Raw genomic sequence first — 24,593 nt, 5'->3', positions numbered from 1 at the left:
CACATCAGGTTTACTTTATCTGTATATATCCTAGAAATATACAAAACCCCATTCCTTTTCCGAAGAAAAGGGTGGGGTTTGTCATCAATCTCAGGATGCTTTGGTCCGAAAGCATCCTTTTTGAAAACTCCGGATAATTCTCTCATAAAAGAAAGGCTCGCCAAACGGATTGGTTTCATCCGTTATGTAAGCGAAATATTTACACACGGAGCGGCACAACTTATGTCCGCAATCAAACAGGTAAAGGCCGCCTTGCGGTTCATCTTGGAGATTTGCGCGCTGGCCGATTCTGTTACTGGGGCTTCAAAACAGGCAAAGGCCCCGTCATGAAAGCAGTGCTCGGCATCGGCGCACCGCTGGTCACCACCATTGTCCGGGGGGACTTTCGTCGCTCCGGCCGCACAAACCTGGCAATCAGTTTTTTTATCTGCAGCGCACAACAAAAAAGCCCCAGCCATCGACCGATGATGACCGGGGTTTCTTCAGCTCAATAATTGTTTGTACAGCGCAAGGAGTTTCTTTTCTTCCACATGCCAGTTATAAATCTCTTCGTGCGCCCGTCTTCCGTCAGCCCCCATCTGTTGGCGCAACGAATCATCCGTCAGGAGCTTGGTGACTTTCTCAGCAATATCCTTGGGATCGAGAGCGTCAGCGATAAAGCCGCAGTGACTGGTTTCGACAATTTCGCGCCACAGGGGAAAATCGGTTGCGACGAGGGGCAAGCCGGCCGCCATATACTCAAACATCTTGATCGGCAAGGATTCACGGTAATTTTCAACCGGATGGAGGCAAACCAGCCCCACTTTCCCCCTGGCCAGCCACTCCTGAACTTCAGCAAATGAAATCCGTCCATGCAAATAGATTCGCTTTTGCGCCAATTCCTCCTGATTCTGGTCTTCCGGAGCAATATGCTGCAGAGGGCCGATCAGATGGAGTTCTGCCTGCAGCTCTTCAGGCAGATGATCCATCATCTGAATCATCTCCTTATAGCCGCGTAAATAGGAGATTCCCCCCACATACAAAATCCGGTTGACCTCATCTTCCCGCTTGTCGAGCTTCGGCATGGGCAAAGGATAGTTTTTAATGACTGTCACGTTTTTTGCCGTTTTGAATTGATCGCGAATCGAATCGGTTGCCGTGACGACAGCGGCCAGTTTTTTGGCCAGGCCTTTTTCGACCTTATGCACCAGACGGGATAAAGGACCGCGGATTTTTTGCGGAATCCATGGTTTGGTGTGAATCTGTTTGGGCAGGTCCTCATGCGAATCGTAGATCACGGGGCAACCGGTGATCCAGGTGAGCAGCACTCCCCACGGAAGCAATTCGGGATCATGAAAGTGAAACAGATCCGCTCCGCTTTTGAGTGCCCTTCGAAACAGAGTAAAACCGCACGTCAGCCGTTTCCATTTTTTATTCACCCGTTTGACGCCGAAGATCCGTACACCATCGATCACCTTTTCCGCAAAATCAGCGACGGCATGAAGTTCTACCTGATATCCTTCTTTCGCCAATGATTTCGCCTGTTTGTGAAAAATGCGCGAATCATCGTAGGGATGAACCGAACTGAAAATCATGACTTTTGCCGCCACAAACGCTTCTCCTTTCACTGTGACAAAACGACCTAAAAGTATCTGTCTCCATATTACAAAATAATAATCCCGCCCAACATAGCAATCTTGATATTTTCTTAAGTTTGTCAATAAAAAACGGCTATTCTTGATAGCCGTATCCATTAAACATTTATTGGGTTTTCGCGGCCTTTTGATTCTCCCCGACAACAATCACCGCCAAACTTAATCCATAAATCACCCACATCGGAGTGAAACCGATACATGTGCTCGGCGCCATTGCCCCGAAGAAAAAACCGGTCAACGAAGCCAGACAGGAGTACGCGCCCCAGCGCATTACCGGGCTTAATGACGGTGAGTGTTTCAGGCTGGCCAATTTCCACAAACGCCACAACATCCAGACATAGAGCGCCATATAGAGAACAAACACGATTACGCCGAAATTGACGAGGATTTCCGCCCACCAGTTGTGAATGTTGACTTTGTTTACTTTTACGCCGTATTTATCCATCCAAGCCTCGACGTTACCGGCACCGACACCCATATAATGGGACTCTTGCAGGAATCTCAACCCGTTCAGGATAAGATATTTGCGGACAGTGGCACTTTCACCCGTTTCCCCTTTGACCACATCATCGCTCCCGTCGTCCAGGCTCCAGTCCGAATGCTGGACGTCCATGATGAAGCCAAACGTGCTGGACAGTTTCGTCTTCGCCTGCTCCCGTGCCTCCGGGCTTAAAAACAACTGGCTCAGCACATTGACCGTAATCACCGCGGCGATGATGGCAATCAATGCCGTGGCCAGGTTCTTTTTGGTGATACGCTTGCGTTCCATGACAAAGGTGAGGCCCACCACCAGGACAAGGGATGCGAGCGGCAGGGCAAAGGAAGTGTTGCTGCGCGATCCCGTAGCCATCAAATCGTACAAGGCCAGGATCCCGGTGATATAGATAAACCATTTGTGCTTTCGTTTCAAGTTCAGCATATAGAGTGCCGAGATCAAAAACGGAAGGGCAATCGTAATGCAGCTGGCAAAATCATTTTGATTCCTGAACACCGTAGTCACACTTGCCGAGGCTTTGCCAAACACAGCCGAGGTCGGAAGATGGAGCAGCGTGATCGATTCAAATACCCCGAAGAAAACGATCGAAGCAAAGACCCAAAACAGGATGCGGCTCGTCTTCCAGAATTTCTGCTCCGTATCGATAAAATAAGGAAAGGCAAGGGACAGCGGCATCATAAACACCAAATAACTGAGATAACGGACAGCATAGCCATAATTCATCACCCATGCCAGGCTGACAACACCGTAAAGAAACCAAAACGCGAAAAATGTCACATACCAGCGAACCGGCATCATATGTGAAGCCGCCAGTTGTTTTTGTCCCACCAGGCGCAAAACGAAGCCAGCCGCCAGCAGAACAAAGGCAACGCGGAAAAATGTCAAACGAAAGTCCGCCACCGGGACGCCAAAGGAGGGTCCCAGCAGCGCAAAAACAATCATGAGATAAAACAATGTTTCTAAACGCTTCTGTCTAGGAAACAACAGCTCACTCACCAACTCTCACCCTTTTCCACCTAGTTTAGGCAATGCCCGACCGATTCGATTCAGTGAACGAATGGAAAACAGCCCGGTTGCAAACACAGTGCCCATCGTCACTCCCAGTGCCAGCAAATAATAGAGCCATGCGTTTTCCAGATGGTTGGCTTGCACATAAGTAATGCCGATCATGGAGATAAAGAAGACTGCGAGATAGATGGCAATCGAGCGAAACCGGAAGTTGATAGGATATACCTTTTGGTTTTGATAGTACACCCAAACGATGACGATCAAGTAAGCCAATACGGTCATGGAAACCGAACCCCAGATATTGAAGATCGGCACCAGGATCAGATTACCCACCAAATAAACAACAGCTGCAATCATAAAACCATAGGAAATCACTTTGGTTTTCTTTTTGATCAGCAAACCGACACCGAACACGTTTTGCAAGACGTTGAAAAAAGTGCCGAGTGAAACAGCCCAAACATAAATATATCCCATACCATAACCGTGTTTTCCGACGGTGTAAAGGCCGTAGATCCATTGGATAAAAAAGGTTAAGATCATGACCGCGAGCGTTCCGACCACAAGCAGAGCCCGGCCGACCAGGGCGAACAGCTCCGGAGCATCTTCGCGATCTTTGATCGACATGGAAAAAGGCCGCCATGCCAGCTGAAACGGAGAGGTGATCAACACAATAATGCTGGCGAGCCGCATCACCGCTTCATAAATGGCGGCGTGTTCCGGCGAAGCCAAATGGTAGATGATCGGTCTGGAAACGGAACTCATCGCCCAAAACGCCAGCAAGGTCGGAAGGAGCGGGGCTCCGTAACGAATCAGATCCGATAAGTGCCGGCGTGAGATTTTCAGGTGAAATTCCCCTCGGAACAGATAGAGCAAAATGAGAGCCACACCTACTTGACCGATCAACTGTCCGTAAAAGATCCCCATGACCCCGTCGTGAAAATAGGCCAAAAATAAAATGCTCAGGAGATTAGAACCGATCACATAGGCCATACTAAAGATGTTAAAGGTCCAGACCCGGCGGCTGTACCGGGCATACCCCAAAATATGCTGAATCACAATAGCGCCAACTGTCGCAAGGAAAGCAACCGGCAGCAAATAGGTATAATTTTCACTATTCGCATAAAGTGCGTCTGTCAAAGGCCCGCCAAACAAGTAAACGAGCAGGGTGAAAACGATACAGGTTCCGGCACTGAAAAGAAGTGCATTGGTAAAATAGATTCGGCGGTCTTCCACCGTCTTGGCATCATAAAAATAAAAAGCCATCGCGGCATCTGTACCCAGAATGCAGACGTACTGGAGCACCATGGTCACGACATTGGTCTGTCCCCAGTCAGCGTATTTCCCCATGCTCAGGTAGGCGATAAAGACGGGGCCAAGCATGGCCGAAACCAGCTTGTTCCCCATGGTTGCGATGGCAAAAGCGGCAGAATCGGAGAATAATCTCTTTATATATTGTTTCATACGCTACACCTTTTCCGTATATGAGGTGTGGTGGTTAATCCTGATTTTCCAATTTTTCGCGATCCGGCACTTCACGCAAAACACGTGCAGGCACCCCGACATAAACTTTGGCCGTTTCCGTATCGCGGTGAACCAAAGCACCGGCAGCAATAAAACTTTCCTCCGCCACGGTTACACCCGGCAACAGAATGGAACCGCCTCCCACGCGGGCTCCCCGTTTCACCAGCGGGCCCTTAACGAATTTAAACCGCTCTTTGGTCCGTCCCATAAAGTTATCGTTGGTTGTGGTCACGGTTGGCGCGATGAAGACGCGCTCTTCCAGGGTCGTATAGGCAGTGATGTAAGCATTCGTCTGAATTTTGGTGAAAGAACCGATTTCCACTTGATTTTCCACGGCCACTCCACGCCCGATAACCACACGGTCACCGATTGTGCATTTTTCACGGACAGAGGCCTGATCGCCGATCATAACCTCTTTGCCAAACGTGCTCCCCCGGTAAAGGACGGTATTGGCCCCGATCGTCGTTCCGTCGCCGATGGTGAGCGGCGGCAGATCGGCATCCACTTTTACCGTGGAACTCTTGGCCGGACGAGGCCAGCGCCCCAACACGCAGTTATCTGAAATATATACGTTTGATCCGATCACAGTTCCTGCATGAATGGTTACATTATTGCCAATGGTCACGTTATCGCCCAACACGACTCCTTCTTCTACGACGGAAAAGAAGCCGATGGAGACACCTGTCCCCATCTTGACTGACTCATGCACAAAGTTTTTCATGGAAAAACCCGCCTTTATAGTTTTTCGTAATCCGCTTCGATTTTTTGTACATCTTTCAGCGCATTCCGCGTATCAAAGATGACTTTCGCTTTTTTGGCAATCAATTCGTAATCAAATGCGCTGTGATCGGTCGTGATCAGGACAAGATCGGCAGACTCGAGCAATTCTTCGGTCAACGGCACGGTTTCATACTCTTTGTCTCCGGCACGGAAGGTGGAGATATGCGGGTCAACCGTCACAAAATCAGCGCGATATTTTTCAAGGAGTTGCACGATCTCCATCACCGGCGATTCGCGATAGTCGTCAATATCTTTTTTGTAGGCGACGCCGAGCACGGCCACTTTCGCTCCGTTCAACGCTTTGCCGTAGCGATTGAGGACTTTCATGATGCGGTCGACCACGAATTCCGGCATTTCATTGTTGATTTCCCCGGCCACTTCGATCAGGCGGGTGTGGTAGTTGTATTCACGCGCTTTCCAGGTGAGGTAGAACGGATCGATCGGAATGCAGTGACCGCCCAGCCCCGGTCCCGGATAAAACGCCATATAGCCATAAGGTTTTGTTTTTGCCGCATCGATCACCTCCCAGATATCGATGCCCATTTTATTGCACAAAATCGCCATTTCATTGACCAGGGCGATATTGATATTGCGGAAGGTGTTTTCCAAAATCTTCTCCATCTCCGCCACTCTGGGGCTGGAGACGACGTGAACTTCCCCTTCGAGCACCGAGCGGTAAAGCGCAGCGGCAATCTCCGTACATTCCGGCGTTACCCCGCCAACCACTTTGGGCGTGTTTTTGGTGTTAAATACTTTGTTGCCCGGGTCTACCCGTTCCGGCGAATAAGCGAGGAAGAACTCTTCTCCCACTTTCAGGCCGGTTTCCTCCAGAATCGGTTTGACCACTTCTTCCGTCGTTCCCGGATACGTCGTGCTTTCCAGAACAACCAGCATGCCGGGATGAAGGTATTTGGCGATGCTTTTCGCCGAATTCTCCACATAGGAGACATTGGGTTGCTGATATTGATCAAGGGGGGTGGGAACGCAAATAGCCACCGCATCTACATCGGAGATGAGGGAATAATCAGTGGTTGCACGAAGCAAACCTTCCGAAACCAGTTCTTTCAGCTCTTCATCCACAACGTCCCCGATATAGTTGATTCCTTTGTTCACCATGTCGACGCGGTTTGGCAGGATATCAAAGCCGATCACTTTAAAGCCCGCTTTTGCTTTTTCGACGGCGAGCGGCAAACCGACATATCCCAATCCGACAACGCCGATCACGGCTGATTTATCGTTAATTTTTTGCAGCAATGTTTTTCCGCTCATGGATCATTCCATCCTTTGCCCTTATTTGTTGTAATACGTTTTAATCGTATCGACAATCGCGTGAATGGTTTCATCGGAGAGCTCTGCATAAAGAGGCAGCGCAAACGTGCGTTTGGCCATGTACTCCGCATTGGGAATGCTTCCTTCTCCGTAACCGAGCGATTCATACACTTTCTGGCGATGCAATGGCACCGGATAGTAAACGCCGGTGGAAATTCCTTTTTCCTTCAGGTATGCCATCAGATCGTCGCGGTCTTCCGCCTGCACGATGTAAAGATGATAAATGTGCTTGCGATCTTCTGCGGCATATGGCGTAACCAGCGGAGTATCCTTGAGCAATTCATTATAAAGTGCCGCTTTTTGCCGGCGGGCATTGTTCCAGTCATCCAAATGGCGCAATTTGATGCGCAGGATGGCGGCTTGAATCGCATCGAGGCGGCTGTTGTACCCGAGCACGCTGTGATAATATTTCGGATTGCTTCCGTGGACGCGCAGGATGCGAATCTTGCTCGCCAATTCATCATCATTGGTAACGACCATCCCGCCGTCTCCATATCCGCCCAGGTTTTTGGTCGGGAAAAAGGAATAGGTTGCTGCATGTCCGAGTGAACCGATCTTGCGTCCTTTATATTCCGAACCCATCGCTTGTGCGGCGTCTTCCAGCACAAACAGGTTATGCTTTTCAGCCAGTTCCATAATTTCATCCATGTTGGCCGGCTGCCCGAAAATGTGAACCGGAATGATCGCTTTCGTTTTTTCATTGATTTTTGCCTTGATCTGATCAACATCGATATTGTAGGTTTTGGGATCAATATCGACGAAAACGGGGGTTGCTCCCAGTCTGGACACGACCTCGGAAGTGGCGAAAAACGTAAACGGCGTGGTGATCACTTCATCTCCGGCGCCAATGCCCGCAGCATCCAGAGCCAGAAGAAGCGCATCCGTTCCATTTCCAACTCCGACCGCATGTTTCACACCGACGTAATTGGCCACTTCTTCTTCAAATGCCTTTACTTCCGGACCCATGATGTACTGCCCGCTGTCAAGCACCTTTTCAACAGCGGTTAATACTTCGCCGCGAATTGTTGCCAATTGTGCTTGTAAATCTAACAAAGGGATGTTTTTCATGGTTATCCTGACTCCTTTATTTGCGGTTTAATTCAGCCATGCGTACCGGTTTTCCGGTTTCGGCAGACTCGATGCAAGCAATCACGAAGCTGAGCGCTTTCCGTCCTTCTTCCCCGGAGACAACCGGCGTGCGGTCTTCGCGGATCGCATCCGTCATATCCTGAATGATGCACTGGTGACCGGGAATGCCGTAAGGGTCCTTTTCCACCTGCTCGATGACCGCTTGTGCTTCGTCCTCTTCCAGTCCCTCAAACTTCCATTGCTTGATCCAGTTTGCGGTTGGCCCGCCGATGATGGCCGTCCCTTTTTCCCCGAAAATACTGAGGGATTCCTCCAGATTGCGCGGATAAATGGTGACAGCCGCTTCAAGCACGCCGAGAGCGCCGTTTTTAAAACGGATGATCGAAACCGACGTATCTTCCGCTTCAATGTCACGAACACGGGTCGCATGATATGAGGAAACTTCCTCGATATCGCCCATCATCCACAGCAAAAGATCCATATTGTGAATGGCCTGGTTCATCAACACGCCGCCATCCATCGCTTTGGTTCCGCGCCAGGGTGCCTGGTCGTAATAAGCTTGATTCCGGTTCCAGCGCACGGTCGCATTGGCGTGACCCAGTTTTCCAAAAGCCCCGTTCTCCAATTGTTTGCGCAATTGGACGACAGCCGGGCGAAAACGGTTTGGATGAACGACAGCCATTTTCACTCCATTTCGCTCACAGGCATCGATCATTCGATCGGCATCTTCCAGGGTGAGCGCCATCGGTTTTTCCACGATCACATGTTTTTTCGCTTCAGCCGCCTGTACGGTCAAATCTGCATGCAGTCCGCTGGGGGTGCAGATATTCACCACATCGATATCCGATTTCAGCATTTCCGATAAATCGGTGTAACCGCGAACGTCGCCCACAGCAAACTCCTTCAGCCGCTCTTCGTTGGTATCGCAAACGGCTGCCAGCTCGGCTCCTTCCACTGCCGCTATGGCAGCCACGTGCTTTTTGGCAATATGTCCACAGCCTACAATTCCATAGCGTATCACAGAATCGCCCTCTTTTCTTATCCACAAAATCGGTCAACACGATTTACATTTTTAAGTATCGCTCATGAGAATAAAATGGTATTGAAAAACGAACAACAAAGTGGATTGTTGCGTCAGGCTCTTACACCTTGATGCAGGGGAGTGAGCAAGATCGCTCTGGCAATTATCCCCCGAACGCGGATCAAACCTCTTTCGTTCCGTGACGTCAACGGAGGTCATCCGCTCTCAAAAATCCCTCTTTTCATCCTGATTATTCACAAGCATATATTACAGTAACGTTACAAACCTACCATACACTGTAACATAGTTGAAATGTTTTGGGTATCCCCACATCAAAAAAGTCATAAACTTTTCCGTTCTATCACTTCTTTGTAACACTCTTTGGTTCTGGCCGCATTCTGTTCCCAGGTCAGGGATTTGGACGCCTCCAATGCCTGCTCTCCCATTCTCCGGCAAAGCTCTTCATCCTCCAGAATTTCCCTCAAGGAAGCAGCAATGCGTTCCACATTCTCACTCGGGACGAGCCAACCCGTCTCGCCGTTTCTCAACACCTCTGAAATTCCTCCGACATCCGTTGCCACCATCGGCCGGCCGCACCCCATCGTTTCCAGCAAAATCGACGGCAATCCCTCGCTCAGGCTGGTCAATGCGACCACATCCGCACTGCTGATCCACAAAGGGATCTCGTCATAGGGTTTTCTACCCAAAAAAGTTACATGTGCCGCAATGCCCAATTCCTCCGCCTGCCGGGCCAATTCTGCGCGAAGCGGTCCATCTCCGACCAAATAAAGGCGGATTCCGTTTCCATCCGGAACGATTTGCTTAAACGCTTGCAAAAGAAAATGAACCCCTTTGACCGGGAGCAGGTTTCCCACAAACAACACGCTTTTTTCCCGTTCCGGCAATCCCAGTCGCCGCCGTGCTTCTTCTTTCGCCACCGGGAAGAACTGCTTGGGGTCAAAGCCGTTATAGATGGTGGAAACGGAAAGGTCCGGCCACATGGCCAGTGCTTCTCTTTTCAGCCGGTCACTCACTGCGATCACATGATCATTTCCCTGAAGTGCACGAAGCGTGCGGGCATGGACTCCCTTGTTCCGCTTTGGATAAAGCAAAATATCAGATCCGTGGATCGTGCTGACAACCGGGACTCCAAACTCCTCTTTCAATTTTGCTCCTGCATAACCATCCGGATAAATCGTATGGCAATGGATCAGGTCGAAGGAAAATTCCTCGCGGATGGAGGAAATCACTTTTCGCAGTGAATCGATATAGTAATTCCCATACTGCGAAAAGAAAAATCCACCCGGAAACATCCGTGTCGGCACATAATGGACGGGAATTCCCTCTCTTACCATCCGCCCGGGCAAACGGCGGTACCCCCGCCATTTCGGATAAAGCGGAAATGAAGGCATCGGGGCGACGACGCGAACATCTAGCCCGGCCTCTTGCAGTGCTTTTGTTTGGTTTTGCACAAAAATTCCCGCCATCGGGTTTACACCATTTGGATACATATGGGAAATAACGAGTATGCGTTTTTTCATCGTCCAACACATCCTTCAGAAATAAAAGACCAAGCGGATTTCATTTCCACTGATTCTCCGGGGGTAGATCGGGCCAAATCGGTGATAATAAGCATAACACCCCTTTTGGAGGAGAAAGGATCATGAGAAGACAAAAAATGGCGAGTGATTCGTATGACTCCATGCTCGGAATCATAAACGGGATAATGATTAGTCTTCCATTATGGGGTATTCTCTATTTCAGTCTTCGCCTTTTTCATCTCTGGGATTAACCGAAACGGACATGAGAAGGAAGGTCCTCCTTTCACGGACCTTCCGCTTTTATGTATCAAGCTCTTCCGTTCAGGAAATGGCAAACATCAATTCTCCCTCGGCCACCACTTTATCACCGATGCGGGCTGTCCCTTTCCCTTTGCCTACCCGTCCTTTGACGCGGGTCATTTCCACCTCCAGCGTCAGCACATCACCCGGCTTGACCTGATCGCGGAAACGCACATTGTCGATCCCGGCAAAGAACGCGATTTTGCCGCGATTTTCCTCCAAGCTGAGAACCGCAACCGCTCCCACCTGCGCCAATGCTTCAATGATGAGAACTCCCGGCATCACCGGATATTCCGGAAAATGGCCGAGGAAAAAAGGCTCGTTGATTGTCACATTTTTCACACCGATTGCTTTCTTTGCCGGCTCAAGGTGCGTGATCTTATCGACCAGCAAAAAGGGGTAGCGGTGCGGAATAATTTCCTGAATCTGCTTTGCATCAAGTTCCATGATCAAACTCCTTTCCATTCTCAGGGCTTTCCGGCTTCAGGCACTTGTCATCATTATAACGAATGGGCCCTGGAAATACCAAGGGAGCGGCGCCCGCAAAATGGGCGGATTTCTTACAAATGAAGGTGCATTTTCCCAAACAAAAAAGACTCCGGCATCTGAGCAGGAGCCTCTTTTCTTAATGCTTTCATCAATCATCTTCAATTTTTTTGCGAAGCCACCTGTTCCACGGCGCGGGCCACTCTTCGATGCACTTCCGGATCAAGCGGGTGAGGAGCCAGTTCTCCTTCGCTGGTGCAATCGGCGATAGCCTGTGCCGCCGCTACCAGCATCTCATGGGTGATATCACGTGCGCCGGCATTGAGCACCCCGCGGAAAATTCCGGGGAATCCGAGAACATTGTTGACCGAACGCCCGTCCGCGGCAAATGCTGCTCCCGCTTTCAGGGCACATACCGGATCGATCTCCGGCTTCGGATTGGAAAGCGCCAGAATCACCTGCCCCTGACGAATCATCTCCGGCTTGATCAGGCCCGGAACGCCAGTGGTTGCCACGACGATGTCACATTTTTCCATCAACTCTTCCAGTGAACCGAGCGGTGTGCCACCGTATTGCCGCAAACGGTCGAGCGCGGCTGCCTGACGATCCACCCCGCACATCTCTTTAACCCCATAAGCCATAAACATGCGGCAAATGGCCAGTCCCGCCGCCCCCAGACCAATCTGTCCGACGACTGCGTCCCTCAGTTCAATTCCGGTCGCACGACAAGCCGAAATCGCTGCGGCAAGAGTGACAACGGCCGTTCCGTGCTGGTCATCATGCATGACGGGAATCGGGAGTTCCCGTTTCAGGCGTTCTTCGATTTCAAAGCAATGCGGGGAACCGATATCCTCCAACAAAATGCCACCAAAACTGTGACTGATGTTCTTAATCGTGCGAACCACCTCATCGGGATCGCTGGTGTCAAGCAAAATCGGGATACCGCTGATTCCGGCAAAGCGGTCAAATAATGCCGCTTTCCCTTCCATCACCGGCATCCCGGCCAGCGGTCCGATATTTCCCAATCCCAAGATGGCCGTACCATCCGTCACAATAGCCACAGTATTGCCGATGCTTGTATAATATCGGGCTTTCTCCGGCTCTTCCTGGATTACGCGGCAAACGTCAGCCACACCAGGGGTATACACCCGGCGCAAGTCAGCCAGTGAGCGTATATCCAACTTGCTGACCATCCGGATTTTCCCACCTTCGTGCGCTCTCAACACCTCATCTGAAACTCCGTGCACATAAATGCCGCCTCCAAGTGCTTCGATCGCCCGCACAACCACTTCCAATTGTTCATCGCTTTCAAATTGAACCGTGATATCACGAACGGTGGAGAGCGGTCCGATTTTGATAGTGGTAATATCCCCGATATCTCCGCCGGCCTGTCCGATCGCAGTGGTCACTTTGCCCAAATTGCCCGGTCTGGAGGGGGTTTCTACGATAATAGTACGTGTAATATTTCGTGCCGTCATTGGTGCACCTCCCCATTCCCTTATCATACAAAATCTCTTTATATAAAAAAAGAATCGGTTTTATTTTCGCCGATTCTTATTGCATCATCCGTCCATTGACCGTTTTCAATTGCAGCATATAGATGAGCGAAGTGATATAAGAGAGCACAATCACCGACCACAAGAACGTTTCGGCATTCGGCAAGTCGAAAAGAAGAAGGAATAATGTCAAATAGAAAAGAACGGTTGTCAGCTTGCCGAAAATGTTGGCCGGAACCGTTTTTTTACCGCGAAAATGAAAAATCGCCGAGCAGACGATCATGGTAAAATCGCGGAAAAAGATCGCAAAAGCCGCCCAAAAACTGATTTTCCCCGAAATCAGAAGCGACAGGAAAATGGCGATCATCATCAGCTTGTCCGCCAACGGGTCTAACATAATTCCGAGCTGGGTAATCTGTTTGGTCTTGCGCGCTAAGTATCCATCCAACACATCAGTCAAACCTGCGAGAAGGATAATCCCAACCGCCCAGTACATGTGGCCCGGCAAATCCGAAAAGAAAACGAACAGATACAAGGGAATAAAAACAAAGCGAACCAACGTAATCAGATTGGGCAAATTCACCAGGATCCCTCCTCACAGTTACTGATTTTCACACGATCCCCTCTTCCGAAAAGAAAAGCTCCCGTCTGTACAACCTCGACGGGCCTATTTCGTAAAGAGCAAATCATAGATATGGTTCCACATGCTCATATTAAAAAGATCGCCTGCCGGTTGATCCCCGATCACCGTATGACCGATGATGAATCCTACAATCAAGACCACAACGATCGTAACGGGGAACCACAGGATTTTGGCTATCCGCGCCAGGTTTTGGCTCGAAGATTTTTTATCTTCTTTTGCATCTTCCCCAAAACGTTTATCCTGTACACTTGGTTTCTCTTTTGCTTTGGTTTTTTCTTTTACCTTGGGCTTTTCTTTCTGTTCCTTCGACTTTGGTTCTTCTTTTTCTGCTTTTGCGTTCGATTCTTCTTTTTTCGGAAGCGGTTCTGCTTGAAAGACAGGTTTTTTAACTTCCGTTTTAAACTGCGCCTGTTCTTCGCTTTTGGTTTGCTTGGGATCGATCAGGTACTCCTTAAAGTCAATCGGAGTTAATGTGTCTTCGATCGTAAGCTCCCGCTTGGCCGTCTGCGTTGACTCGGCAGAAGAAGCAACTTCCTTTTGCGGGGTTTCCCCTTCTTTGGCCAGGCCCGCTTTCCCTTGCGGCTTGGAGAGAGGATCTGCATCCTCTTTCGGAGAAGATTTCGGCGAATTCCCGGCAACGCCCGCCGTACTGGATTCGTTTCCATCTTCTTTTTTGGGAGAAACCGCCTCATTTTTTTTGCTTTTGGCCAAGATCAGTTCTATATCCTGCTCTTCCTCTTCGTCTTTGCTCCATTTCAGCTTTCCGACGGGCAAACGCGTCATTTCTTTGGTTTCCGAAGGCGAGCTTTTTTCTTTGGTTTCCTGTCCGGGACTTTCAACCGTTTCCGACTTTTTGTCAACTGGGGTTTCTTTATTTGGATAACTCATCTGCATTCCTCTCCAAAGGCTTACTTCTCCACATTATGATTCAACCATCTATAAAAAGCTCGTCCAAAGCAAAACAACAAGCAATTGATAAAATCCAGCTATGTTCATAATAGAATATATCGTAACTATTAACATAAGTCTACACTTAGAGCTGGAGGAGTTTGAACGTTTCTTATACAGAAAAGAGCACCGGAGACTGTCAGGCCACCTCGCAAAATGAGATTTTCTCTCTCTTTTTTTAATCTTATGTAATGCGTCCGGTGCCACAGGAAAATATTAAACTTTCAGTGAAACTTCCCCTGATTTATTTTCCTTATTCCGCTTATATTTGATCTTTGTCGCTTCTCCTCCTCGAATATGGCGAATGGACTTATGATATTCCAAAATTTCCTTCACCTGATTCGCTAAATCGGGATTGATTTCGGGAAGCCTCTCCGTCAAATCCTTATGCACGGTACTTTTGGAAACGCCAAATTCCTTGGCGATCATTCTCACGGTATTGCGCGTCTCCACAAAGTAATGCCCGATCTTTATGGTCCTTTCTTTTATATAATCATGCACCCGCCGTGCCCCCTTTCATTCATTTGGTACATTATATTGACAGGGGGTAGGGGTTATTCTTTCGAAACGCGCTGAGACAGGCATAAACAAGCTATTTTTTATGGGTCGCGGCAGCCTCCGCTCCTCCCGAGTTGCTGCCCCGTTTTCCCCCCTCCGGCTTCACCATTTTATGGATACAAAAAAACGCCCTCGTTTTTGAGAGCGTTTCGCCTTCAGGAATTTGGCAGATATTCAGCCGGATTCATTGCTTGATGATCCTTGTTTCTGACTTCAAAATGCAAGTGGATGCCCGCTTCTCTTTCAAAGCTGTTCCGGCCTGCTGTGGCAATCACCTGTCCTTTTTTCACCATTTGCCCTTTTTTCACCTTGACTTCTTTCAGACTTTGGTAGACGGTCGTAATCCCGCTGTCGTGTTGGATTTCGATTTGGTATCCCACAACCGGATTCGCTTCAACACGAATAACCTTTCCTTCCAATGCCGCGACAACATCAAATGACTTCCCGTCTTTGCGGGCAAAGTCAATCCCGGAATGCGGCCAAAAGGAATTGGCATATTTGACCAGCGAAGCTTCCCGCTCCTTTTCGGAAGCCGCTTCATCATAAAAACCCATCGTCTTCACCGCATGCGCATCCGGGGCAATCGGCAACACGAAATCATCATCTGTCGGATTGGATGGAATCGGCTCCATCGGCAGAGATTGTTGAACGGTGCGTTTTGTTGTCTCGGTCACTTGATGAACCCGATAATCCTGATACCACCAAGCAATAGCTAGAATCAGTGCTGCCGCGGTCAGGTAAACGGCCGGGAAAAACCATTTCTGGGCAAATAATTTTTTCCACTTCAAACGGCGCTTCGCTTTTTCAAAGTCAGAAACTTGATTTTTTGGTTCCTCAGGTTTCATGAACAATCACCTCAGGAACCATTGTCGACCTCGAAATCTCTTTTTATACCCAAGCCTGCAAATTTTTGGTATATTCCCCGAACCCCTCTTTATCCGACACTTGAAGAATCGGGGATCGGGCTGATATCCACGCCGTGATAGTAATATTTGATAATTTGCTCCACCTTTTTCCCCTGTTTTGCCATCATGTTGGCTCCCCATTGGCTCATGCCGACCCCATGCCCGTAGCCTTTGGTGGTGATCTGCACGCGATCCCCCGTGATTTTCCAGGAAAAATCAGAGGATGGGAGATTCAGCGCTTCCCTTACTTTGCGGCCGCTCAATAACTTGTCCCCCACCCTGACCTGGGCCACACGATTGCTCTGAGTCCGGTTGATCACTTTTAACAGAGGCTCCCCGGTCGAGGCAGACAGGCTGATTTTAATGCCGAGCGACTTTTCCAGCTTTCCGATCAATTGCGTCAATGACATGCTTTGCTGCTGCAAAAACTTGGGAGAGATTTCATCCCAGGGCGACGAAACGCTGCGCAGATAAGGGTACTTCTCGTTGAAATAATCCTCGGAGTTTTCCGTCTGCCCATTGCTTGTCGAGAAAAAAGCGGCATAAATCGGTTTTCCCTGGTAGGTGATAATCTCTCCTTTGGTAGCCGCAACCGCTTCGGAAATCCTCTTCCAATTTTGCTGATACTTGTTTCCCCATTCGCGATGCAGCTTTTCGTTTGTCGTATACACCTGGTGCTGCACCGTATCGGTGACATAGGCGCTTTTCGCTTTTTCTCCCCACTCAGCCATATCCTTGAAATTTCCTTTTTCCATCCGGTCGACGATATACGTTCTGGCCGCCAGCGCCTGCGCCTTTAATGCTTCCATGGCAAAGTCGGCCGGCATCTCTGAAGCAACCACTCCGCAGACGTATTGCTCCAGGGGGATCTCGACGACGCGTTGTTCCTCCGTCAAAAAAACCCGCACCTTCCACTTTTGCTCATCTACGCTCTTTGTTGCACCGGAATCCGCCAATGTGGGAGAGGAATCCGATCCGATCCACACCAACACAGCCGGAATGACGGTAATCACCAGCAACAACCCCAGAAAGACAAACAGGTATCCCTTATGCAAGCCGCTTTCGCCTCCGTTTTTTGTATAGTGCCGGTATTGGGTTACTCCATCTCCTGAGTACCGATTAAATCACTATTAAACTATGAAAAGCGGAAAGCGGTTTAGAACAAAAAACAGAATGTAACCGATGGGTGAGGACATTGGCGAGACAAACCGGAACGCAGGAAAGTCAAGATGAGTCACATCCCGCCATGCAATCGCGCTTTGATAGAAAAAAAGAAAAGCGACCACCTTTCACACGGTGATCGCTTTCCTGTTACTCATTTCAGGCAAAGGATTTTTGTTTGAGATGACTTGCTTCTTCCACGGGTACGCGGGCGATCTTGGCCCCGAGTCCCCGCAGCTTGCCCACGATGTCCACATATCCGCGGTCGACGTGATGCAGTTCGGTCAGCTCGGTGATCCCCTCGGCTGCCAGTCCCGCCAGGATCAGAGCGGCCCCCGCACGCAGATCGGTCGCTTTCACCTGCGCTCCGGACAGCGGTTTCCCGCCGTCGATAATCGCAGTCCGACCGTCGATTTTGATTTGCGCTCCCATCCGTTTAAACTCTTCCACATGCATAAAGCGATTTTCAAACACGGTTTCCGTCAGCAGGCTGGTCCCTTTTGCCGTCAGCAGCAGCGCCATCATCTGCGACTGCATATCGGTGGGGAATCCCGGATAAGGAAGCGTTTTGACATCGGCCGGTTTCAAATCTCCGTCAGCCCGGACATGAATGCCGTTTTCCCCGTCCAGTACATGGACTCCCATCTCGCGCAATTTGGCGATCAACGGAACGAGGTGATCGGAAATGGCTCCCTCAACGAACACCTCACCGCGGGTAATCGCAGCTGCAACCATGTATGTTCCCGCTTCGATGCGGTCGGGAATGACGGTATACTCCGTTCCGCGCAAGAAATCCACACCGTCGATGCGGATTTCATCGGTACCGGCCCCCCGCACTTTCGCTCCCATCGCATTGAGGAAATTGGCCAAATCGACGATTTCCGGTTCACAGGCGGCATTTTCGATAATGGTGCGCCCTTCCGCCAGCGTCGCGGCCATCATGATGTTTTGGGTCGCCCCCACACTCGGGAAATCGAGATAGATCGTCGCACCTTTCAGCCGGTCGGGGACATACCCTTCAATAAAGCCCTGTCCCGTCTCAAACTGAACCCCCATCGCTTCAAATCCCTTGATGTGAAGATCGATGGGACGGCTACCGATTGCACACCCTCCGGGGAGCGGAACACGTGCGCGTTTTTTGCGAGCGAGGAGAGGCCCCATGACCAACACGGACGCTCTCATTTTGCGCACCAAATCATAAGGTGCTTCGGTGGAGATCATTTTTTCCGCATTGATCACGACATTGTCTTCATTCAGCGTTACGGCAACTCCGAGGCGCTTCAGCATCTGCGTGATTGTTTTGACATCCTCCAGCATCGGTACATCCAGAATCGAAATTTCCCCTCTGGAAGCCAGGATCGATGCCGCAATCAACGGAAGGACGGCATTTTTTGCCCCGTGAACTTTTACTCTGCCTCTTAATCTCGTCCCACCCTGAACAATAATTTTTTCCATAGCTCTTCCCCCCCATAAGACCTAATATTCTATGGTGATAATCGGAGTTCCTAATGTCAATATCAAGCGATGAGTGTCATGGTTCATCCGTGCCGCAACCTGTACATTCATCACTCCACCGCCTGTCCGAATGCCGCTGGAGAGTAGGGGAGAAAACAAGGATAGGCTAATGGTGCGGTCTGTCCGCATCTCTTCCACTTCTCTTGCTTTAAGCATCCGGGTTACCCGGGTCAACAAGTTTTCAGCATCAGTATGCCCAACCGACGCGGTACCTTGTACGGAAAAATGATAAGAAGGGATGATTCCGTTTTCTCGCAAAACCTTCGTACAACGGTCACGCGCTTTTGCAAAATCAGCCCCGGGCTCCCCCTTCCCGATCAGTTGAAGGGAAAGATACGGCCGAACCTTATCGCTGGACGGCTCATCGTTGATCATAACCCATTGCACCAGGAGATCCGGTGCAATCCATCCCGTTGCCGTATATCGGATTCCGTCTGTTTCTGCATTTTTTTTCAACGAAGCTGTGCCTAAAGAGACTTGGAGCTTCCCAGCCAATTGGTCCATTCTCTCTTTCGTCATTGCATCCGGTGTACGGCTTCCAAAATGGAGCACATAAAGCTCCGGACGTCCACCGACAGAATGAAAAACCTGCAGCAATTTTTGTTCCGGTCCCAATTTCATCTGGGAACCCATCAGCAAGAAGGAAAACAACAGCCAAACGGTTGCTTCAATCAACCGAAATTTCCTCATCATCCTTCTCTCCCATAAATTAATATTATTCCCATTTTTCGCATTTACGGGAGAGAATATACCCATGATCCCCTAAAAGAGCTGCCCCAGCAGTTTGGACCAACCCAGATAATCGATGAAGAAGGTGGCGAGCTGATGCCCCAGGACCAAGGCCAAAATCACATGAAGAGCCTTCACTGCAGTTGTTCGCCCTTTCTTGAAAATGACTTCGAGGCGAACTCCCGTCAGCACCCACCAACAGACCAAAATGCAGGCGAGCGAAATGAGTATGTCCACCAGAGAAGAAAGCGCCAATTGCGTCGCTCCATCCATCATATGCACTCCTTCAGGCACATGTTCTCACATGGTATCATGGTACAAAAAAATGAACGGTCGCGCAAAGTTTTTTTCTGATTGGCAAACAAATTTCGATTTTCGCCTGCCTGTTTTCCCGACGCTTCACCCGGAATTGCCGGTAAAGTCGGCTGTTCTCAAGGCATTCCGCAAAAATACCCCGCTTCGTCCGACCAGGAAACGGGGTATTTTTTGTCCCGATCACCCTTATTGTCGAATCGCATTTTGCGCCTGGGCAAATGCGGAATGCCAATCGATTTTGCCCAATTCGTGCAGGAGAAGGTCGGGAAACAACCCGAGCGCCAGCGTTCCGGCAACCCCGATCGCCAGAACGGCCCAGGCTGCCCAGGAAACGCTTACCCTGGGGGCGGCAAGATCCGGCGCCCGAAAATACATCTGGCGTATAAACTCAAAGTAGTAATAATAGGAAACAATCGTTGTCAAAATCATGGCGGCTGCGAGCCAGGCCTGATTGCTGCCGACGGCGCTGGTAAGCAGGTAAAACTTACCGAAAAAGCCGGCTGTCACCGGAAAACCGGCCAACGAGATTAAAAAGATGGTCATGACACCTGCCAGCCAGGGAGAGCGGCGGGAAAGTCCGGCAAAGGCGCTGATCTGGTCGTTTTTACTGCTTTTTGCGATGCAATCAGCCACAGCGAATGCCCCTGCCGTCATGAACAGATAAGCACACAGGTAATAGAACAGGCTGGGAAACAGATCAAAGCCTACAAATCCCAGCGTCGAGAGCGGAACCAAAACATACCCCGCCTGGGCGATACTTGAATAGGCGAGCAGACGTTTGGCATTGGTTTGCCGCAGCGCCGCCGTATTGCCGATAATCATGGAGCAGGCCGCCAAAATCATTAACAGCCATGAGACAATTTCATTCCAGGCTCCCGTGCTGACCAACGGGAGATAAGCGATCAGGAGAACCCGGGCCACAAGGGCAAACGCAGCTGCTTTGGAGACCACGGCCAGAAAGATGGTAACGGGTGTCGGGGACCCCTGGTACACATCGGGCGTCCAGGTGTGAAACGGAGCGGTGGCAATTTTGAAGCCAAAGCCGACCATCATCAAAAAGAGCGACACATAGATATATGCCTGATCTTGCGTTGCCACCATTTCCACCATTTTTCCCTGAATCGCAAACAGGTTCGTGGCTCCCGTCAATCCGTACAAAAACGACATCCCGTAGAGGAGAAAGGCCGAAGACACCCCGCCCAACACGACATATTTCCATGCCGCTTCATTGGAATGCCGGTCGCGTTTGTTTATGCCCACCAATATGTACGAGGACAGACTCAGCAATTCCAACCCCACATACAGCGCGAGCAGATCAGCCGACGAAACCATCATCATTCCGCCCAAAAGAGCTGCGAGCAAAAGTATATAGTATTCGCCTTTCGGTTTGGGCTGTTCATTCTTCCCCCCGGCAAGGGAAAAGAGGATCGTCAGTCCTCCCCCGCCCAGCAGCAGGGCTTTGAAAGCCAAACTGAAAGAATCGACCCGATACGAGTCATTGAGGATCTGATAGGGCGGATGTCCAAACTCCATTCCGACGCTGACGCCCGCAGCAATCACGGCAAGCAGGCCGAGCCAGCCGATCCAATTGCGCGATGTCGATTCTTTGAGCAATAGCTCAAGAATCACAAGAAGGGCGGCGGCAGAGACAATGATCAGCTCCGGAGCCATGACCCTCAGATTAAAATCAAGCAATGTATGTTCCATGTCCCTACCCTCCGATCTTCGCTACCAGATATTGTAAGGTATGGTGCATCGGTTCGCCGAGCGCCGCCGGGTAAATTCCGATCAGCACGATCAAACCGACCAGCACGAACATGGGGACGCTTTCCTTCGCTTGGATGTCGAGACTGTTGAGATAGCGTTCCTTCAGCGGGCCAAATGTCGTTTGCAACAGAAATCTCAATACATAAACGGCGGCCAAAATGAGGCCGAGCGCTCCCACCGAAGCCACAATGGGACGCACTTTAAACAAACCGAGGAAGGCGAAAAATTCGCTGATAAATCCCGACAATCCCGGCAACCCCAACAAAGCCAGCGCACCGACCATCAAAATCCCAGAGAGGACGGGCATCGTTTTGGCCAATCCGCCCAAATCGTCCAACAGCGTCGTTTTGGTGCGATGGTACAAACTCCCAACCAGGAAGAAGAGCAGGGCGGAAATTAACCCGTGGGAAACCGCCTGGAAAATCGCCCCTTGCAATCCGATTTCATTTAAAGATGCGAGCCCGAACAACACGATCCCCATATGACTGATGCTCGAGAAGGCCAGCACGCGTTTCAGTTCCCTTTCCACAAAGGCCAGGATCGCGCCGTACAAAATATTGACCAGCCCGAGAATGGACAAGACAGCAGCCGCTTCCTTCATAAACCCCGGGAACAGGCCCACCCCGAACCGGATTAAACCATAGGCCCCCATTTTGAGAAGAATCCCGGAGTGGATCATCACCACAGGCGTCGGCGCTTCCACATGCACCCGCAGCATCCAGCTGTGAAAGGGAAAGATTGGCAGTTTGATGCCAAACGCGATGAGCAGGCTTATGAAAATGAGCCAGAGCATCGTTTGCGCCTGCGGTGGCAACAATGCCATCTGAGTGGCCAGCTGGGCCATGCGTCCCTGTAAAACCGAATAATCGAGTGAGCCGAAAAAGAGGAGCAGCCCGACCATGGCAAAAAGCAGGAACCCGGAACCCAAACCGGTATAAAGCAAAAAGTGGTTAGCCGCCTTCTCCTTACCAAGGTAGCCCCAGCCGCCAATGAGAAAGAAGGTGGCGATTAACGTCACCTCAAAAAAGATGAAAAACAGGAACAGGTTTGCCGCCAGAAACACCCCTGCCATCCCCGTCTGCAAAATCAGCAGGAGCGCATAATAGGCTTTTGTCCTCTGTTTGATATAAAGGGAGGCAACCGCCGCCAATGTGCTGACGATACAGGTGAGAACGACCAGTGGCAGCGACAACCCGTCAACGCCCATGCTGTAATGAAACTCCCAGGGCATTCCACCGAAAATCGGAATCCGGAACCAGGTAACGGACTTAAACCACTGCATTCCGTTCAACGCCGGATCGAATCGCTGATACATCACAATTGCCAAAATCAGCGACGGAATCGTGCTCAAAATCCCGACGAAGCGGTGCCCTTTTACCAGATCACGGGGAAAAAACAGCAAAATCACCGCACCGAGCAGTGGAAAAAAGGTGACGAGCGTTGGCAACCAATCAACCCAACTTGTCATGGAAACAACCTCCCCGCTGTCAAACCGACAATCAAGATCACAAATCCGATCAAGCTAATTAAAACGTAGGTCTGCGCTTGCCCGTTTTGCAGGCGGGATCCGATTCTTCCCATCAGCTGGGCAATCCAGGCGCTCAGGTAAACGAGCCCGCCAATGAGAAAGCGGTCAAAACCGGTCAGTATCCAGCCCAGTCCCTTCAGCGGCCAGACAAGCACGGCCCGGTAAAGCTCATCGAGGTAATACTTCCGATAAACGACCTGATATGCCCAAGGGACAGACTTTGCCACCCGTTCGGGGCTGATCCGCTCTGAGGCGTACATGGCATAAGCGAGAAAAATGCCGGCGGCCGCCACAACAATCGCCACTGCCGAGATCCACACCGGCGCATGCTCAAGCGAAATGGTGGCAGTACCGGTACGGGTCAGCCAATGTGCCAGCCGGTCTCCGGGAGTGTTGAAAAACCCGCTGATGATCGACATAAAGGCCAAAATCAGAATCGGGACCATCATGACCCGCGGCACCGGCTCCCTGTTTTTCTCTCCCCGCGCCTGTCCCGCAAATACCATAAAGAAGAGGCGGAACATATAAAAAGCGGTGAAGAAGGCGGCAAGCACCCCGACGATGAACAAACCGGTTCGCCCGTCGGCATACGCCGATTCCAAAATCTCATCCTTCGAGAAGAAACCGGAAAAAGGCGGAATTCCCGAGATCGCCAAACATCCGATCAAAAAGGAATACCCCAGCCATCGATGTGTTTTCCACAATCCGCCCATTTTTCTCAGATCCTGTTCGTGGTGCAGGCTGACGATCACTGCACCTGCGCAGAGGAAGAGAAGGGCTTTAAAAAAGGCATGTGTCATCAGATGAAACATCCCTGCCACATAACCCGTTGATCCCAATGCCAGCATCATATAGCCGAGCTGGCTCACTGTCGAGTAAGCGAGCACCCGCTTGATATCATTTTGCGCCACACCGATCGTCGCAGCGAAAATCGCCGTAAATCCGCCGACATAGGCAACGACGTTCATCGCCTGATGCGAAGCGGTGAAGAGGAAAAAGAGATCTGCCACCAGATAGACACCGGCGGCCACCATCGTCGCAGCATGGATCAGCGCACTGACCGGAGTCGGGCCTTCCATCGCATCCGGCAACCATGTGTGAAGCGGAAATTGCCCCGATTTTCCGACAGCGCCGACAAAAATCAAAATGGCGGTCAGGGTGATGATCCCCGGGGTCAGTTTACCGTTCAGAACCGCCGCTTTTACATCCATCAGCTCAAAACTGCCCACATGCCAGTAGAGCAAAGCGATGGCGATGAACAAACCGACATCCCCGATCCGGGTGACCACAAACGCTTTGCGGGCTGCCTCCTTTGCTTCCGGCTTGAAATACCAGAAGCCCACCAATAAAAACGAGCAAACGCCCACTAATTCCCAGAAAAAATAGATTTGCAGCAAATTGGCCGACATCACCAGACCCAGCATGGAGAAGGTGAACAGGGTTAGATAAGCATAAAACACGGTAAAGCGCTCATCTTTCCGCATATACCCGTACGAATAGAGATGAACGAGAAAACTCACACCGGACACGATCACCAGCATCAGGACATTGACCGGTTCCAAACGCATGCTGAGAAAAACGGCCTTTTCCCCGAGATGAAACCACGGTATGCTCCATGTGATCGTCTGCCCTTTGCCCAAACTCCCCCACAGGACCGGCAGTGTGACGGCAAATGAGGCGAAAGTGGCGATAATGCCGATTCCCGCCGCCGCCTTTTCCCCCCAGAACCTCCTGCCAAAAATCAACAAAAGGAAAGCGAGGAAAGGAAAGAGGGGAATGAGGAGTGCAACTTGTGCGCTCATATGAAATCCTTCCTTCTCTTG

The 24,593-nt window shown here is 50.4% G+C and carries 23 protein-coding genes; 2 read left to right on the top strand and 21 right to left on the bottom strand.

The window, feature by feature from the left end:
- Positions 1–330 (top strand): hypothetical protein (locus tag I8U17_RS18335; protein ID WP_232331032.1); only part of this gene is annotated, 330 nt, incomplete at its 5' end.
- Complete coding sequence (locus I8U17_RS10940; protein WP_198055539.1) at positions 327–494, top strand: hypothetical protein; 168 nt, start codon at positions 327–329, stop codon at positions 492–494. The genes I8U17_RS18335 and I8U17_RS10940, both read left to right, overlap by 4 nt.
- On the opposite strand, the gene I8U17_RS10935 is transcribed toward I8U17_RS10940, so the two are convergent.
- The 21 genes from I8U17_RS10935 to nuoL all read right to left on the bottom strand — a co-directional run bounded on the left by I8U17_RS10935 (position 483) and on the right by nuoL (position 24,572).
- Positions 483–1,589: a glycosyltransferase family 4 protein gene (locus tag I8U17_RS10935; RefSeq protein WP_160173825.1), complete on the bottom strand. Its 1,107-nt coding sequence runs from the start codon at positions 1,587–1,589 to the stop codon at positions 483–485. The genes I8U17_RS10940 and I8U17_RS10935 overlap by 12 nt on opposite strands.
- A gap of 151 nt (positions 1,590–1,740) precedes the next feature.
- A complete protein-coding gene (locus I8U17_RS10930; protein ID WP_152568510.1) occupies positions 1,741–3,126 on the bottom strand; it encodes an O-antigen ligase family protein in 1,386 nt (461 codons plus the stop codon).
- 6 nt (positions 3,127–3,132) lie between these two features.
- Positions 3,133–4,599 carry a lipopolysaccharide biosynthesis protein gene (locus I8U17_RS10925; RefSeq protein WP_198055540.1) on the bottom strand — a complete coding sequence of 489 codons (1,467 nt, stop codon included), beginning with the start codon at positions 4,597–4,599 and terminating at the stop codon, positions 3,133–3,135.
- Between the two features lie 34 nt (positions 4,600–4,633).
- A complete protein-coding gene (locus I8U17_RS10920; RefSeq protein WP_033100374.1) occupies positions 4,634–5,380 on the bottom strand; it encodes an acyltransferase in 747 nt (248 codons plus the stop codon).
- Between the two features lie 14 nt (positions 5,381–5,394).
- The gene (locus tag I8U17_RS10915; RefSeq protein ID WP_033100375.1) at positions 5,395–6,708 is read right to left on the bottom strand and encodes a nucleotide sugar dehydrogenase; all 1,314 of its coding nucleotides are present in this window, start codon (positions 6,706–6,708) and stop codon (positions 5,395–5,397) included.
- 21 nt (positions 6,709–6,729) lie between these two features.
- Complete coding sequence (locus I8U17_RS10910) at positions 6,730–7,836, bottom strand: DegT/DnrJ/EryC1/StrS family aminotransferase (protein ID WP_033100376.1); 1,107 nt, start codon at positions 7,834–7,836, stop codon at positions 6,730–6,732.
- A gap of 16 nt (positions 7,837–7,852) precedes the next feature.
- A complete protein-coding gene (locus I8U17_RS10905; RefSeq protein ID WP_033100377.1) occupies positions 7,853–8,878 on the bottom strand; it encodes a Gfo/Idh/MocA family protein in 1,026 nt (341 codons plus the stop codon).
- Between the two features lie 341 nt (positions 8,879–9,219).
- Entirely contained in the window at positions 9,220–10,419 is a 1,200-nt protein-coding gene (locus I8U17_RS10900; RefSeq protein WP_033100378.1) for a glycosyltransferase family 4 protein, read from the bottom strand.
- Between the two features lie 321 nt (positions 10,420–10,740).
- Complete coding sequence (gene fabZ / locus I8U17_RS10895; RefSeq protein ID WP_033100379.1) at positions 10,741–11,166, bottom strand: 3-hydroxyacyl-ACP dehydratase FabZ; 426 nt, start codon at positions 11,164–11,166, stop codon at positions 10,741–10,743.
- Positions 11,167–11,366: 200 nt separating this feature from the next.
- Complete coding sequence (locus tag I8U17_RS10890) at positions 11,367–12,683, bottom strand: NAD-dependent malic enzyme (RefSeq protein ID WP_198055542.1); 1,317 nt, start codon at positions 12,681–12,683, stop codon at positions 11,367–11,369.
- 76 nt (positions 12,684–12,759) lie between these two features.
- Entirely contained in the window at positions 12,760–13,284 is a 525-nt protein-coding gene (locus tag I8U17_RS10885) for a CDP-alcohol phosphatidyltransferase family protein (RefSeq protein WP_033100381.1), read from the bottom strand.
- An 84-nt stretch (positions 13,285–13,368) separates the two neighbouring features.
- Complete coding sequence (locus tag I8U17_RS10880) at positions 13,369–14,232, bottom strand: DNA-directed RNA polymerase subunit beta (protein WP_033100382.1); 864 nt, start codon at positions 14,230–14,232, stop codon at positions 13,369–13,371.
- Positions 14,233–14,508: 276 nt separating this feature from the next.
- A complete protein-coding gene (spoIIID, locus tag I8U17_RS10875) occupies positions 14,509–14,793 on the bottom strand; it encodes a sporulation transcriptional regulator SpoIIID (protein WP_033100383.1) in 285 nt (94 codons plus the stop codon).
- 212 nt (positions 14,794–15,005) lie between these two features.
- Positions 15,006–15,695 (bottom strand): M23 family metallopeptidase, encoded by a 690-nt coding sequence (locus I8U17_RS10870; RefSeq protein ID WP_033100384.1) that lies wholly within the window; start codon positions 15,693–15,695, stop codon positions 15,006–15,008.
- Positions 15,696–15,784: 89 nt separating this feature from the next.
- Positions 15,785–16,810, bottom strand: a complete 1,026-nt coding sequence (gene spoIID / locus I8U17_RS10865; protein WP_198059388.1) for a stage II sporulation protein D — start codon at positions 16,808–16,810, stop codon at positions 15,785–15,787.
- 265 nt (positions 16,811–17,075) lie between these two features.
- Positions 17,076–18,371, bottom strand: coding sequence for a UDP-N-acetylglucosamine 1-carboxyvinyltransferase (murA, locus tag I8U17_RS10860; protein WP_033100386.1), 1,296 nt, complete (start codon positions 18,369–18,371; stop codon positions 17,076–17,078).
- Between the two features lie 21 nt (positions 18,372–18,392).
- Positions 18,393–19,121 (bottom strand): YwmB family TATA-box binding protein, encoded by a 729-nt coding sequence (locus I8U17_RS10855; RefSeq protein ID WP_033100387.1) that lies wholly within the window; start codon positions 19,119–19,121, stop codon positions 18,393–18,395.
- Between the two features lie 72 nt (positions 19,122–19,193).
- Positions 19,194–19,433 carry a DUF1146 domain-containing protein gene (locus tag I8U17_RS10850; RefSeq protein WP_198055544.1) on the bottom strand — a complete coding sequence of 80 codons (240 nt, stop codon included), beginning with the start codon at positions 19,431–19,433 and terminating at the stop codon, positions 19,194–19,196.
- Positions 19,434–19,661: 228 nt separating this feature from the next.
- The gene (locus I8U17_RS10845) at positions 19,662–21,182 is read right to left on the bottom strand and encodes an NADH-quinone oxidoreductase subunit N (RefSeq protein WP_198059387.1); all 1,521 of its coding nucleotides are present in this window, start codon (positions 21,180–21,182) and stop codon (positions 19,662–19,664) included.
- Positions 21,183–21,186: 4 nt separating this feature from the next.
- The gene (locus I8U17_RS10840; RefSeq protein WP_198059386.1) at positions 21,187–22,710 is read right to left on the bottom strand and encodes a complex I subunit 4 family protein; all 1,524 of its coding nucleotides are present in this window, start codon (positions 22,708–22,710) and stop codon (positions 21,187–21,189) included.
- Positions 22,707–24,572, bottom strand: coding sequence for an NADH-quinone oxidoreductase subunit L (gene nuoL / locus I8U17_RS10835; RefSeq protein WP_198059385.1), 1,866 nt, complete (start codon positions 24,570–24,572; stop codon positions 22,707–22,709). Before nuoL ends, I8U17_RS10840 begins: the two co-directional genes overlap by 4 nt.
- Positions 24,573–24,593 lie beyond the last annotated feature (21 nt).

Source organism: Thermoactinomyces sp. CICC 10521 (assembly GCF_016055135.1).
Lineage (GTDB): Bacteria > Bacillota > Bacilli > Thermoactinomycetales > Thermoactinomycetaceae > Thermoactinomyces_A > Thermoactinomyces_A daqus.
The sequence above is the reverse complement of the archived record's forward strand: the minus strand, read 5'-3'. Positions and strand labels throughout refer to the sequence as shown.